The 13,528-nt window shown below is 51.5% G+C and carries 12 protein-coding genes; 4 read left to right on the top strand and 8 right to left on the bottom strand.

Features of this window, described 5'->3' with window-relative positions; genetic code table 11:
* The first annotated feature begins 128 nt into the window (after nt 1-128).
* Nucleotides 129-941 (top strand): class I SAM-dependent methyltransferase, encoded by an 813-nt coding sequence (locus tag ACO064_RS19515; protein ID WP_421828906.1) that lies wholly within the window; start codon nt 129-131, stop codon nt 939-941.
* Between the two features lie 15 nt (nt 942-956).
* Here ACO064_RS19515 and ACO064_RS19510 read toward each other — a convergent pair whose 3' ends face one another.
* Nucleotides 957-1,466: a phosphoribosyltransferase family protein gene (locus ACO064_RS19510; protein WP_421828905.1), complete on the bottom strand. Its 510-nt coding sequence runs from the start codon at nt 1,464-1,466 to the stop codon at nt 957-959.
* A 192-nt stretch (nt 1,467-1,658) separates the two neighbouring features.
* Here ACO064_RS19510 and ACO064_RS19505 point away from each other — a divergent pair, with 192 nt between their 5' ends.
* Nucleotides 1,659-2,237 (top strand): YcxB family protein, encoded by a 579-nt coding sequence (locus ACO064_RS19505; RefSeq protein ID WP_421828904.1) that lies wholly within the window; start codon nt 1,659-1,661, stop codon nt 2,235-2,237.
* A 68-nt stretch (nt 2,238-2,305) separates the two neighbouring features.
* Here ACO064_RS19505 and ACO064_RS19500 read toward each other — a convergent pair whose 3' ends face one another.
* From ACO064_RS19500 to ACO064_RS19485, 4 genes are all read right to left on the bottom strand, one after another.
* Nucleotides 2,306-2,692 carry a Dabb family protein gene (locus ACO064_RS19500; protein ID WP_421828903.1) on the bottom strand — a complete coding sequence of 129 codons (387 nt, stop codon included), beginning with the start codon at nt 2,690-2,692 and terminating at the stop codon, nt 2,306-2,308.
* 75 nt (nt 2,693-2,767) lie between these two features.
* Complete coding sequence (locus ACO064_RS19495; RefSeq protein ID WP_421828902.1) at nt 2,768-3,568, bottom strand: LysM peptidoglycan-binding domain-containing protein; 801 nt, start codon at nt 3,566-3,568, stop codon at nt 2,768-2,770.
* A 94-nt stretch (nt 3,569-3,662) separates the two neighbouring features.
* Entirely contained in the window at nt 3,663-4,145 is a 483-nt protein-coding gene (purE, locus tag ACO064_RS19490; protein ID WP_421828901.1) for a 5-(carboxyamino)imidazole ribonucleotide mutase, read from the bottom strand.
* 40 nt (nt 4,146-4,185) lie between these two features.
* A complete protein-coding gene (locus ACO064_RS19485) occupies nt 4,186-5,346 on the bottom strand; it encodes a 5-(carboxyamino)imidazole ribonucleotide synthase (RefSeq protein WP_421828900.1) in 1,161 nt (386 codons plus the stop codon).
* A 536-nt stretch (nt 5,347-5,882) separates the two neighbouring features.
* Here ACO064_RS19485 and ACO064_RS19480 point away from each other — a divergent pair.
* Complete coding sequence (locus ACO064_RS19480) at nt 5,883-6,374, top strand: GtrA family protein (protein WP_421828899.1); 492 nt, start codon at nt 5,883-5,885, stop codon at nt 6,372-6,374.
* A gap of 5 nt (nt 6,375-6,379) precedes the next feature.
* Here the strand turns inward: ACO064_RS19480 and ACO064_RS19475 are convergent, their stop codons facing one another.
* From ACO064_RS19475 to gldG, 3 genes are all read right to left on the bottom strand, one after another.
* Nucleotides 6,380-9,385 (bottom strand): DEAD/DEAH box helicase, encoded by a 3,006-nt coding sequence (locus tag ACO064_RS19475; protein WP_421828898.1) that lies wholly within the window; start codon nt 9,383-9,385, stop codon nt 6,380-6,382.
* A 451-nt stretch (nt 9,386-9,836) separates the two neighbouring features.
* A complete protein-coding gene (gene dnaN / locus ACO064_RS19470; protein ID WP_150876600.1) occupies nt 9,837-10,973 on the bottom strand; it encodes a DNA polymerase III subunit beta in 1,137 nt (378 codons plus the stop codon).
* Nucleotides 10,974-11,143: 170 nt separating this feature from the next.
* Nucleotides 11,144-12,799 (bottom strand): gliding motility-associated ABC transporter substrate-binding protein GldG, encoded by a 1,656-nt coding sequence (gldG, locus tag ACO064_RS19465; RefSeq protein WP_421828897.1) that lies wholly within the window; start codon nt 12,797-12,799, stop codon nt 11,144-11,146.
* A 155-nt stretch (nt 12,800-12,954) separates the two neighbouring features.
* Between gldG and ACO064_RS19460 the strand changes: the two genes are divergently transcribed.
* On the top strand, nt 12,955-13,506 hold the full coding sequence (locus tag ACO064_RS19460; RefSeq protein ID WP_421828896.1) for a DUF4833 domain-containing protein: 552 nt from the start codon (nt 12,955-12,957) through the stop codon (nt 13,504-13,506).
* The last annotated feature ends 22 nt before the right edge of the window (nt 13,507-13,528 follow it).

Below are 13,528 nucleotides of genomic sequence, written 5' to 3'. Positions count from 1 at the left end.
ACTATCCCTTTCTACTCACCAAGTTTTTCTACCTTTCATGCAATCTAACCAGCTCGTCTTTACCTTGCTTTTTATCTGAAACCGGGTGGGGAAGCTGGTCAAAGACACGTCACTCTAACGGTAGAAACATGAATCCGAACAAAGCGTTATGGGAAAAAGGGGACTTTACCCAAATTGCCGCAACCATGCGGGAAAGTGGTGAGAAACTGGTTGCCGACCTGAACATCACCAGAGACCTTCACGTTCTCGACCTGGGTTGTGGCGACGGCACCACGGCCATCCCGGAAGCCCAACGGGGGGCAACGGTTTTAGGCGTTGACATCGCCCGGAATCTGGTTGAAGCCGGTAACCGGCGGGCCAAGGCGGAAGGGCTGACCAATTGCACGTTCCAGGAAGGAGATGCGACCGATTTGCAGGAACTGGAAGATCAAAGCTTCGATCTCGTCGTCAGCATCTTTGGGGCCATGTTCGCTCCAAAGCCCTTTGAGGTCGCCAAAGAAATGGTTCGGGTGACCCGTCCCGGTGGCCGGATCGTCATGGGAAACTGGATACCGGGCGATCCTACGCTGGTGGCCCAAATACTAAAAATCAGCTCGGCCTATACGCCCCCACCGCCGGAAGGGTTCATCAGCCCCATGTTGTGGGGAGTAGAAAGCCACGTTACTGAACGCTTCGAGAAAGCCGGTGTTTCCAAAGACAACATAACCTTTATGAAAGATACCTTTACCTTCAATGCCCCGTATTCCCCCTCCGAATTCGTTCAGGCGTTCAAAAACTATTACGGCCCGACCATGAACGCGTTTGAAGCCGCCGAAAAAAATGGGAAAGCGTTGGAGCTACAGCGCGAATTAGAAGACCTGTTTGCCAGTCAGAACAAAAGCACCAATCCGAATCTCACTTCGGTAGATGCCACGTTCCTGCGGGTTACGGTTATTCGGTAAACGGTTGTACACTTTCTACTGCATATACACGCCAATCCGGTCCTCGTCGCTCAGCACCACAAGCACGTGTTCGGTCAGGGTGGTGCTGAGTTTGTAGCCAATGTAATCGGCGGCAACGGGGTAGCGTTTGTGGTCACGGTCGACAATCACCGCGACTTTCAGCTTGGTCACGGGTACATTCAGAAACGGTTGCAGGGCAAACGCCAGGGTTCGGCCTGAGTTCAGAACATCATCAATCACGATGACCGATTTACCGGTAAAAACCGACTCCTCGCCATCCAGATGCACCGGCGGTTGCTCCAGCGTGGTTTTGTCGAGCATAATTTTCATCACCTTAACTTCCAGGGGGGAAATCTGCCGCAGCACCTCCGCCAGTCGTTCGGCCAGCACATGCCCTTCGCCCGATACGCCAGCCAGAATCACGTCGGATTCTTCAAAGTTGTTCTCGTAAATCTCAAAGGCAATCCGGCGTATTTTTTGCTCTACTTGTACGCGGGTCAGAATCTGGGTAGTCTCGGAAGTCATAACCGATCAGGGAAGTCGATGGTAAAAAATGAAAATTACCCGAAAACGCCGAATGCTCAAAATAAACGAAGCCTTTTCGTACTTTTGCAACTCTGATTAGACAAGAGATGATAGACAAGAGATAAAAGACGCTCAGTTTCTTTTCTTTGTTCTCTTGTCTAACCTCTCTTGTCTTAAAAGTTTATCTATTTCATGATTATCAAAACCAAAAAATACGCCCTCGACCAGAAAACTTACATCAGTCTGGCGATGCGTAGCTGGGTAAAAAACAACTGGTACTGGGGTTTCGTCCCACTGGGTCTCATTTTTGCCAATGCCATGCTGAACGTGACGGGCGTCTACCCAAACTGGTGGATTTACCTCGTCATTGTGCTCCTCACCATCCTTTACGTGCTGTTCTGGGCCGTCCAATTTACGGGCATCACGCAAATGGAACAGACCAAATCACTGTTTCAAAAGTACGTCTACGAGATTGACAGCCGCCAGATTCTGCTGAAACTGAACGCCCGCGAAGGTGGTATTCTGAAATGGGATCAGATCCGGAGCGTGACCAAAGACAAAACCGCCTACGTCATGGTGGTTTCCAACGACCAGGCGATGAACGGCATGAAAGTAAACTGGCTGGCCAAAATCGTGGCCAAAGGCATGAAAAATGCCCAGTTCCTCTACCTGCCGTATTCGATCTTCACCACCGAAAACGAACTGAAGTTTATGGATACACTCCTGAAACGGAAGGGCTTTCTGGCAGAACCCGAAAAGATAAAAGAGTAGCAAACCAGGAAAAAAGGCAACGGGAAGGAACGGCTAAAACCGGTACTTCCCGTTGCCTTTTTTCTTGATTATTTCGCCTGGTTGGTGAAATCGACCACCGTGACGTCGGCCAGCCAACCGCCAACGAGTTTACCAAATTCTTTGTGAGCCGGGTGCGGCAGATAAGTATCCCGGTCTTTTTCGTTCGCAAACGTCAGCACAAAGGCGTGCGTCAGGCCCTTGTCGAGTTTCTCCGGGCTGTTGTTGGTTCCCCACTTAAAGCCCTTGATTTCTTTTATTTTGGACGGTAAGGCTTCAAAAGCGGCTACAATTTCGGCCACTTTCGCGGGCGTAGCTTCGGGTTTGAATTTAAACAGGACGACGTGGGTGAGATCGGATGAATTCATTTTGTTTTGAGCGGAAGCGCCGGTCAGGGCGAGACCAAAAAATAGAAGGGTGGCAAAAACGGTTTTCATAAAATGGGTTCGTAAGTTTTAACGCTGCAACTGCGGAATGTTTCAAATAAGTCAATCTACTTCGGAAACTACTGCCTACTGCTTCTCGGCATACGGGATGACCAGTTTCTCACCCCGGGCGGCATAATTCTTGGTTTTCCCATTCGCTTTCATCAGCGCATCGACCGTAACCCCGTATTTTTCAGCCACGACACGGAGAATATCACCGGCCCCAACGGTATGATACGCCCGGGCTTTCACCTTCAGTTTGGTCACGTCGGCCTTGACCGCATTGTCTTTCAAATCCGGATTCATCGCTTTTAACGTACTGATACTCAGGTTATACTTGGTGGCTACGCTGTAGATCGTTTCGCCCGGTTTTACGGTATGCGTAATCGACACGCCACCCGCCGGAACATTCACTTTGGGCGTTTCTTTTTTCTCCTCCTTGGGCTTTTCTTCTTTCGGTTTTTCCTCAACGGGTTTCTCTTCCCGCACCGGTTTTTCTTCTTTGACTTCGGCTACCGGTTTCTCCGCCGGTTTGCCCACTGCCGGGCGTTCTTCGGAATCCAAAGCCGGTTTTTTAGGAACCTCCTTTTCCTCATCGATGGGCGAGGGGGCCGTCTGCGACAAATCGACGGGCGCATTCCGGCTGGACGTATCGATTTCGATGGGTGCCACCAGTTCCGGTTCCAGCGGCAGTTCTACCGGTTTTTGCACCGTCGTATCCAACGCAACGCTGGTCAGTTCTTCCGACCCTTTCGTGTCATCGGCCACGTACTCGTAGCCCACATACAACAGGGCCAGAATCGTCAGAATCAGAACGGCCAGCGTAATGGTGGGCAAACTTGAACCCTCCGTCTGCCGGGGGTTACGCTTCGCATTTTCGGTTTCCATAATTGGGGTTTCGGTTTACGGTTTACCGTTTTCGGTTGGCTCACGCATTCTTATTCGTGCGTCAGCCAACCGAAAACTGCAAACCGTAAACCTTTTATCTGTTTTTAACCTCCTGACTCATTTTCTCCACTTTCACTTTCATGTCTTCCTTGTAGTCCTGCAACCGTTGGGCGACGGTTTCATCGAACGTTCCCACAATCTGAGCCGCCAGAATTCCGGCGTTGCGCGCGCCGTTGAGGGCTACTGTCGCCACCGGCACACCCGAAGGCATTTGCAGGATCGACAGAACGGAATCCCAGCCATCGATCGAATTGCTGGATTTCACCGGCACACCAATTACCGGCAAGGTCGTCAGCGAAGCGACCATTCCTGGCAAATGAGCCGCGCCACCCGCCCCGGCAATCACGACTTTCAAACCGCGCTGGCGGGCGGTTTTGCCATAGTCAACCATTTTTTCCGGTGTCCGGTGGGCCGAAACCACATCGATTTCGTACGATACTCCCAACTCAGTCAATATGTCGGCCGCTTCCTGCATGACCTTCAGGTCCGAGCTGCTGCCCATGATGATTCCAACCATATGTAGGATGATGAATGATGAATTAGCTGACGCGAGCAATTCATCGTTCATCATTTTTGACTTTTATACTTTCTTTAACGGTTTCGGCTTTCGCCCGAAGCTGTTCTAAATCCGAACTAATAACGGTAATGTGTCCCATTTTGCGAAACGGGCGGGTGATTTTTTTACCGTACAGAAAGGGAAACACGCCCGGCATTGCCAGCAGGGCTTCCATGCCTTCATATCGGGCGGGGCCGCTGTGGCCGGGTTCGCCCAGTAGGTTGATCATTGCGGCTGGCGAAAGGATGGACGTATCGCCCAGGGGCAGGTTCAGGATGGCCCGCCAGTGTTGCTCAAACTGCGACGTTACGTTCGCCCGAATCGTATGGTGACCGCTGTTGTGCGGACGCGGAGCGACTTCGTTGACAATGATTTGCTGGTCTTTCGTCAGAAACAACTCCACTGCCAGCAAACCGACAATCCCGAAGGCTTCGGCGGTTTTTCGGGCAATTTCCTGCGCCTGCCGGTCGACGGTTTCGGAAATGGCTGCGGGGGCAAACAGGTATTCCACCAGATTCTGTTCGGGATGAAACACCATTTCGACCGTCGGAAAGGTCGCCGTTTGGCCCTGCTCGTTGCGGGCGACAATCACCGCCAGTTCTTTCTCAAAATCAACGGCTTTTTCCAGAACGCCCGGCGCGTCAAAGGCTTTGTCGACATCGTCCGTAGAAGCAACGCGCTGAACCCCGCGCCCGTCGTAGCCATCGCGGCCCAGTTTATGGAAAGCGGGCAAAAAGCCCGGACGAGTTGCTAAAGCCTGCGCCACATCGTCCCGGTTTTCGGTCAGAATGAAATCGGCGGTCGGCAGGTTGTGCTCGCGGTAAAATTGTTTTTGCGCCCGTTTGTCCTGAATAATCCGGATCACCGACGGCTGCGGAAAAACCCGCTTTCCTTCGCGCTCCAGAGCTTCCAGGGCATCGACGTTCACGCGCTCGATTTCAATCGTCAGCACATCGACCTGCTGGCCAAACTCATAAACCGTGTCGTAGTCGGTGAGTGACCCTTGTGTGAATGCCGTAGCCAGATGGCGGCAGGGCGCTTCGGCATCGGGGTCGAGAATATGGACGATCAGGTTCCAGTCGATCCCGGCCTGAATCAGCATCAGGCCCAGTTGACCTCCTCCGAGAATACCAATGCGGGTTTTGGGGTTGAATGTAAGCATACTTGTAACAATCCTCCGCAAAAGTAGCCCCAATTCGGACTTTATCGTACTTTTTAAGACACTATATTCTATCTACTTAGCGTCCCGTTGCCTTCCTGCTGCAAGCGCATATCGAAGCTCAGCCCCCGGTTTTGAACGTGCGATTATGATAATAAATCAAATTAGGCATTTTTGAACCGTTTCAACGGCTTGGGGCATAAAACCGTTGAAACGGTTTCGAACTCCACTTATTCTGTCATAGACCCACGGTTTTAACCGTGGGCTGGATTTTTTGTCTTTTCAATCAGCAATTTTGGGTTTAAAATGACTGTTTTAGCCGTTTTTTGATTTTTTAATAAATAATCCGTTTTTCCGCACCCGCCCGGTTCTCAACAATTCCAACTCTTCCTGTTAATTTGCACGTTCATATCACAAGCAGGAAGTACCAAAAATAGCGTACAAGACAAGAGGTGAAAGACAAGAGACACATTAACCCATTGATGATCAACCATCTGCCTCATTTCTCCCGTCTAACCTCTTTCATCTCTATTTAACCTATGAAGGACAAACTATTCAATCAAAAAGACCTAATTGCCTATTTCATTGTTGCGGCCATTGGTGCCTCCCTGCAAATTGTTGTGAGTTCCTTGCTTCAGGAGTGGTTCAAGGTTTCCTACGAAAATGGCGTCTTACTGGGCTACATCAGCTCGTTTTTCATCGGCTTTTTTCTCACCAAACTGTTGGCATTCAACGCCAAAAATTCGACTAAAACCCGCCGGGAGATGGTTAAATTTGCGATGGTTTCGGTGATTTCCTGCCTGATCACGGTCTACGGCGCGTCGGCCCTGTACAACTTTTCGGTCAGTCAGAACGGGATTTACGTGTTTACACTGCCAGGATCGGTCAAGACCGTGAACGTTAATAAGTTGTTTTCTCACACGTTCGGGATGGGCCTGAGCTTCATCTCCAATTACATTCTGCACAAAACCTTCACGTTCAAAAATACCGGTTTCTACGAACGGCTGAAATCACTGCTGAATCTGAACTGATCCGGTCAATCCAGCAACGCCAGAATGTCTTCCTTGGTCAACGATTTCATGAAGTTTTCCTCGGTTGTAATCAGGTCGCTGGCGAGCTTTTGCTTGGAACGTTGCAGGGCCAGAATCTTCTCCTCCACCGTGTTTCGGGAAATGAATTTGTAAGTAAAAACCGTCCGTTTCTGCCCGATCCGGTGGGCGCGGTCGATGGCCTGGGCCTCGATGGCCGGGTTCCACCAGGGGTCCAGAATGAACACGTAATCGGCCGCAGTCAGGTTATGGCCCAATCCGCCCGCTTTCAGCGAAATCAGAAACAGTTTGATCGAATCGTTGTTCTGAAACAGATCCACCTGCCCCCGCCGGTCCTGTGTCGAACCGTCCAGGTAGGCATACTGAATCCCGCGTTCCTGCAAATACTGCTGAACAACGTCCAGGTGCTTAATGAACTGACTGAATACCAGAATCTTGTGATTGTCGGCCATCGCCCCTTCCAGCCGCATCACCATGTCGTCGAGCTTACCGGAGTTGCCTTCGTAGGTTTCGTCGATCATGCGCGGGTGGTTGGCAATCTGGCGCAGTTTGGTCAGACCCTGTAAAACCACCATCTGCGATTTGGCCATGCCGTCTTCCTCAATGCGTTCCAAAATCAGGTTCCGGTAATACGATTTGGCTTCTTCGTACTGCTTCTCCTGTTCCGGCGACATGTCGCTGTAGTGAATATTCTCCACTTTTTCGGGCAGATCACGCGCCACCTGCGACTTGTGCCGCCGGAGCATAAACGGTTTGATGATGCCGTAAAGCCGCTGCGTTTTCTGCTCGTCGTTCTTTTTCTCGATCGGAATCTGAAACTCATTCCGGAAAAACGTCTGGCTTCCCAGCAAACCGGGGTTGATAAACGTCATCTGCGTCCACAAATCCATCGTGCTGTTTTCCAACGGCGTTCCGGTCAAAATAAGCCGGTGGGCCGAGTCGAGTTGCATGACTGCCCGGGTGATGTGCGACGACGGATTTTTAATGGCCTGCGATTCGTCCAGAATGATGTAATGAAACCGGTACATCTTCAGCAAATCGATGTCGATCCGGACAATGCCATACGAGGTCAGAATGACGTCATAGTCATCGAACTGGGCGGTATTTTTGTCGCGGTAGGTGCCGGTGTAGGCCATCACACGCAGGCCGGGCGTAAACCGTTTGGCTTCCAGCTCCCAGTTATACAGCAGCGAAGTGGGCATCACGAGCAGCGTCGGTTCCGTAAAACCGGCTTCCTTCTGCGACTGCAACATCGCCAGCGTCATGACGGTTTTTCCCAACCCCATATCATCGGCCAGGCAACCGCCAAACCGGTATTGGTTCAGGAATTGCAGCCAGTCGTACCCCGCTTTCTGGTAAGGCCGCAATTCGCCTTTGAAACCGGCGGGCAGCGGGTGCGCATTGATTTCTTCAAAACTCCGCAGTTTTTCGAGCTTCCGGCTGATCACCGCCGACGCCAGGCTCTCTTCCTGCAACTCCTGCACCAGCGCAATGTGGTGTTTGTGCAGCACCAGCCGGTCGCTGTCGACCTCGTGCTCCATAAACGCGAAGAGTTCCGAATATTTCGTAAACCACGTTTCGGGAATGACGGCGACTTCGCCGTTGGGCAGCGTAAACTCCCGTTTCTTGTTCAGAATCAGCGAACGCAGCTTGATGAACGGGATTTCAAATTCGCCGAATTGCACTTTCGCGTAAATGTCGAACCAGTCGCGGGTTTCGTTGATCGAAACTACGATGGACGAATAGCCCAAAAAATACCGTTTGGCATCGCTGGCGTGTTGCGAAATCTGAAAACCGGCTTCCACCAGCCGGTTGTGGTTCTGCTGGAGCCACTCGAAAGCAACTGCTTTCCCGAGTTTGGAATGGCCATTGTCTTTCAGTTCGAGGCCGTTTTCCTTGAGCCAGAAAAGCGTCGATTTCTCTTTCCGGACATCCCGGCGAATCTTGTGAAAAACGTAGTCGTCGCCCTTCTTTTCGATGCTGACGTTGGACGAATCCGTAAAACCGTCGTAGCGAAACGTGAACTGACCGTATTGAAACAGCAGGTCGAAAACCACCTGCGAGTCGTCGACGGGCGCGGCCTGGGCCATTTCCGTCAGCACATTATTCATCCGTTCCGACGCCCCGTTTCCATTGCGATGGCCGTTCGAAACCGCCTGATCGAACAGCGCGGGCGTGGCCCGTTGCGCCACGGCATGTTCCGAAACCGTCAGCACGGGCGCGGGCGGCAGCACTTCGCTGCGAATCTCAAACCCTCTGGCGTATACGTCGTAGGACGCAATCAGGGGGGCCACGAAGCGGTGATAGTACTGATCCTCAATATTTTTCGGAATAACGATATTCCTTTTTTGCAGAAACGGCCGCAGTTTTTTGCCGTCGACATTTTTGTCGAAATGAAACAACCGCTTTCCCACCATCATCCAGGCCGGATCGTCGCAAATCAACAGCGCATCCTTGAACTGAAATTCGACCCGTTCCCCGGCGTATTTGATAATGGGAAAGTATTCCGTGGAAATTTCGGTCCGCACAAAGTTGAAGAAGACGCGGGCCTTGTCCGGCATCCGCTCAACGGACATCCAGGCCGGGTTGCCGTCGTTGCCCATGACGTACAACGGTTTTTCGGCCAGTCGCTCCAGAATCAGCGCCCGGCGGGTTTCGAGGTACTCACAAATCCGTTCCCGCAGTTCTTTATCACCTTTCTGGGTGTCGTAAATCTTCAGAAAGAAATCGACCGCCGGTAATTTTTTGGGATTGAATTTTTTCAGAATGACGTCCTGCTGGATTTCGTCGATGATGCGAATTAGCTCAAAATCAGCGTCATCCAGTTCACTGGCAAACTCCCCGGCGTTTTTGGCCGACAGCGTCTGGTTCTGCAACGTCAGCTCACCCCGCGCATTGAGTTGCACGACGAAGGCTTCAAACAGATACCCCAGAAACTCGTGTTCCAGGAGTGAATAGACCAGTTGAAACGGTTCCGTGGGAGAGACTTTCATAACACCGTAATGATTACTGCCTGACTGCACCAAACTCGATGTTGCCGGGTTGGTCGTAAAAAAATCGCGCTTCCGGACAGAAAGGATAAGCTTCAGAAAAGAAAGCAAAAAGACTGATTTGCCGTCCGGTTAGAATACGCAACAAACTCAAATATACGAATAGGCGCAACAAAGGCAAATCTAAAAATCAGGAAGAGGGCGTGAACTGATTTTACGGCGGGGGAATGGGAGCAACGGCTTTTTGATGCAGGGTGTTCAAACCGGCCGAGCGGTTCCGGCCACCGCCAACCGTATGCCCCAGGAAGCCGGGTGTGGCGTGAAAAATAAAATAATTATAAATGCAAAATGGTGAATATTAAATGTAAAAGTTGCTCAGTACCAGCACTTTTACATTTAATATTCACCATTTATTATTTGAAATTAAAAACACTCAAGCCTATCGGATCACCAATTACGCGTACGTATTCAGCATCACCGGCATCACCAGCATCAGAATATCTTCGTCTTCTTCCTTGTCGGCCGGAATGATCAGACCGGCGCGGTTGGGGGCCGACATCTCGAACGAGAGCATTTTGGCGCTCAGGTTATTGAGCATTTCGGTCAGGAATTTGGCATTAAAGCCGATTTCCAGCGGATCACCGTCGTAGTCGCAGAGCAGTTTTTCGTTGGCTTCATTGCTGTAATCCAGATCTTCGGCGGAAATAGTCAGGGAGTTTGTTTTCAGCGAAAGCCGGATCTGGTGCGTCGTGCGGTTGGCGTAAATCATGATCCGTTTCAGCGAATTCAGAATGTCCGTCCGGCCAATCGTCATGATGTTCGGATTGTTGGTCGGGATAGCGTTTTCGAAATCCGGGAACCGCTCGTCGATCAACCGGCAGATCATCTGCGTCGATCCGGCGGGCGATCCGGCAAAGGTAAACGATGCGTTCGACTGGCTGAACTCGGCTTTCACCGGCGCGGCTTCGGGCAAAGAAGCCTTCAACAGCGTCAGGGCTTTGCGCGGAATGATCATCGACGAATCACTGGGCGAGCTGATGTCCGTCCGGCGGTAGCGAATCAGCCGGTGGCCGTCGGTGGCCACAAACGTCGCGCTCCCGGCGGTCAGTTGCAGATACACCCCCGTCATGGCCGGGCGCAGGTCGTCGGTGCTGGTGGCAAAAACCGTATTGTTGATAGCGCTCAGTAAAGCATCCGACGACAGTTCGACCGTCAGGCTGCGGTTGACCGTCGGAATTTTCGGGAAGTCGATCGGATTTTCGCCCGATAGTTTATAGCGACCGTTATCCGTCAGAATCTCGGTTCCGAAGGTTTCCGTATTGACGTTGAACGTGATCGGTTGTTCGGGCAAACCGCGCAGCGTATCGAGCAGCAGTTTGGCCGGAATGGCAATGGCTCCCTTCTCCGACGACTCCACGGCAATGTTGGTGATCATGGTCGTTTGCAGATCAGAAGCCGTGACCGTCAGGATGTCATCTTCCAGTTTGAACAGAAAGTTTTCCAGAATCGGCACAATCGGATTCGTTGCCACCACACCGTTGATGGCCGAAAGTTGCTTGAGTAATACGGAGGAGGAAACGATGAATTTCATATGCAATTTTGTTTGGGGCCGTTAGTCCAATGAGAACAAAAGTAGGAAAAATAGTCGAATTTTCAGGGGTTGTTACACAGAGTTTATCAGAGAAAATCAGAGTTTATCAGAGAGTTTTTTGATTACCCCTGATTTTCTCTGATAAACTCTGTGTAATAGCTTTTCCCTCCCTATGCGTACTTTCTCCGGCGAGCGAATTGCCAGATGACGCCCACGAAAGCGACCAAAACCACCGGCCCCAGGAGGTTCAGAAGTTGCCAGGGCGTGCGCTCTTCTTTCATCCGGATTTTGTCCAGTGGCCGCAACGTCACCTGTTTGGTGCGGGCCGCAATGATCCCGTTATCGTCCAGCAGGTAATTGACCGCATTGACCACAAAATCCTTGTTGGCGAAGGTGTTTTTCGAGAACCGTTCGTAGCCCAGCGGATAGGGCGTGTTGGTGCGGTAATTGATGTCGTTGATGAGCAGATCGCCGTCGGAACAAACCACGATTTTGGTGGATTCTCCCAGGGCCTTGAAAGCTGCAGCGCGTGGGTCGCCGGGCAGAATGCGGTTGGCATAGAGCGACTGAAAACGACCTTCCAGCAAACAGGCAATCATCTGAACGCCGTTGTTGTAGGTGCGTGGGTCGGGTTGCTGCCGGGCTTCGTTGTAGCTCACCAAGGCCGGGGCTTTCAGGATTTTGGTGTATTGTGAGGTCATCAACAAGGGCGTTTTTGCAACGCCCACAGCCTGTACGGTATCAAGTGTGCTGGTAAACCGCGTATAAACCGCATCCAGATTGCGGACAATCGGACTTTTCCCAAACGTGTTGATTAATGGAAAAAACCGCCACGGCAACATCTGAACGTTGGGTTTGTCGCCCATATCGCCGACGTTCAGCGGAATCATGGCGCAGCTTAAGTCTTTGATAATGTCGTTGTTGACCCGAATGCCCCAGCGAAAAAACAGATCGTTCAGGTTCAGGTCGAGTGGCTGGGCGAAGGTGCCCTCCCGCCCGACGCTGTCGATTTTCAGGCCATCGACAAAAAACAGGGCCTTGCCGCCGTTGACCACAAACTGGTCGATTTTGTATTTGTCGGCTTCCGAAAAGGCGCGGTCGGGTTTGGGTACAATCAACCCATCCAGCCCCACCAAATCGCGGGATTCCTGCAAATTGATCAGCTTGATGTCGTAAAACGCATTGAGTGTCGCCAGCAGATCGGACAGCCGGAGCGGTTCGACGTTGGTATAGGAAATCGCCACCCCCAGCACTTTTTTCTCCTTGATCGTCAGCCGACGGATGGCCGATGCCAGTTCGTATTCCACGTTTTCAATCGACTGGTTCAACTGCTCTTCCGACGAATTGGAGCGGTTTCCGCGCAGCAGCAAAACCGGCTGTTCGCGGCCTTTGTAAGAAACAATCGCCCACGGAAAAATCAGTTGCTCGGTGCGCTGATTGCCTTCGGCGGTAAAATTCAGGCTGGTGGGAGCCAATCCTTTCTGGATCAGTTGCGTCTGTTGTTCGGCGCGTTGTTTGGCGTCCGGATTGGCGGTGGGGTCGATAAACCGGAATGTCAGATCCTGCCCGGCCCGGGCCTGAAACTCGTTCAGTGTTTCGCGAATGCTGGTTTCCAGCCGTTTAAAACCCGGTGGCAGTTTGCCCGTCAGATAGACGTTAACGTGCACATCATCGTCGAGATTCGCCAGCAGATTTTCGGTGGCTTCCGATAGCGTGTAGCGACCGTCCTGCGTGAGATCGACCCGAAAAAACAAAAACGACGACAGCAGGTTAACAAGGACCAGGACAGTCAGAACAACACCGAATCGAAAAAGGAATGACTTCATACCTGCGTAAAACGCTGAAAGCAGTTAAGTTGTGCGAAAGTAGAAGAAAAAATGACGGGCTGCACGCTGCACGATCCGCTAAATTTTTCAAAACCGGCGTAGGGGTAACATCAATGATAGCGGTCTTAGGGTCGTAAACAACAAACTACTGAATCATGATCACGAAGAGCCTCCACACCTCCTTTTTTCTGTTTTTACTGGAATTGACCAGCGCATTCATCCCGGTTTTGGCCGGCGTCCGCGAGTTTCCGGTGCCGCCGTCGGCTCCCAACCGGCTGTTTTACATTCAGCGGAGCAATAACACCAACACCGTTATTTATGAAGCAAATCTAACAGCCGGTCGGCGGCTGGATGCGAGCGATCCGGTCAGTGTCTACTGGATTCGCTACGCCGAGCAGGGACAACGCGAATCGCTGTCGATGATTCAGTGGAAACTGGCATACGGCTACAAACACAAAGCGTTGAATCGCAGCGAAAACAGTTTTGAGATTTATTTGAATGCCTTCAAAAAACGCACCATCTGGGTGGATGTCCAACAGGGCCGACCGATGGCGTTAACGACCATCAACGGGCAAAAAGCCTGTTTGCAAAAAGTCTTCGTGCAACTCGAACCCGGTTCTGGCCTGATGCCGAAGGTGTTATACATCGAACTGTTCGGCATCGACCCGGTGGCCGGCAATCCGGTGTATGAACGGATGAGGGTCTAAAAGCCGGTTTATCGAAACGCCC

Origin of the sequence: Larkinella sp., from assembly GCF_965227735.1 — a bacterium.
Classification (GTDB): Bacteria; Bacteroidota; Bacteroidia; order Cytophagales; family Spirosomataceae; genus Larkinella.
Note: the sequence above shows the minus strand (reverse complement) of the source record. Positions and strands in the feature narration are given on the sequence as shown.

Bases quoted from the DNA above. Each gene is read 5' to 3' on its own strand.
- ACO064_RS19500 (WP_421828903.1), bottom strand. From the start codon at position 2,692: ATGAAAACCGTTTTTGCCACCCTTCTATTTTTTGGTCTCGCCCTGACC.
- ACO064_RS19495 (WP_421828902.1), bottom strand. From the start codon at position 3,568: ATGGAAACCGAAAATGCGAAGCGTAACCCCCGGCAGACGGAGGGTTCA.
- ACO064_RS19480 (WP_421828899.1), top strand. From the start codon at position 5,883: ATGAAGGACAAACTATTCAATCAAAAAGACCTAATTGCCTATTTCATT.
- ACO064_RS19485 (WP_421828900.1), bottom strand. From the start codon at position 5,346: ATGCTTACATTCAACCCCAAAACCCGCATTGGTATTCTCGGAGGAGGT.
- ACO064_RS19460 (WP_421828896.1), top strand. From the start codon at position 12,955: ATGATCACGAAGAGCCTCCACACCTCCTTTTTTCTGTTTTTACTGGAA.
- dnaN (WP_150876600.1), bottom strand. From the start codon at position 10,973: ATGAAATTCATCGTTTCCTCCTCCGTATTACTCAAGCAACTTTCGGCC.
- ACO064_RS19505 (WP_421828904.1), top strand. From the start codon at position 1,659: ATGATTATCAAAACCAAAAAATACGCCCTCGACCAGAAAACTTACATC.
- ACO064_RS19515 (WP_421828906.1), top strand. From the start codon at position 129: ATGAATCCGAACAAAGCGTTATGGGAAAAAGGGGACTTTACCCAAATT.
- purE (WP_421828901.1), bottom strand. From the start codon at position 4,145: ATGGTTGGAATCATCATGGGCAGCAGCTCGGACCTGAAGGTCATGCAG.
- ACO064_RS19510 (WP_421828905.1), bottom strand. From the start codon at position 1,466: ATGACTTCCGAGACTACCCAGATTCTGACCCGCGTACAAGTAGAGCAA.
- gldG (WP_421828897.1), bottom strand. From the start codon at position 12,799: ATGAAGTCATTCCTTTTTCGATTCGGTGTTGTTCTGACTGTCCTGGTC.
- ACO064_RS19475 (WP_421828898.1), bottom strand. From the start codon at position 9,385: ATGAAAGTCTCTCCCACGGAACCGTTTCAACTGGTCTATTCACTCCTG.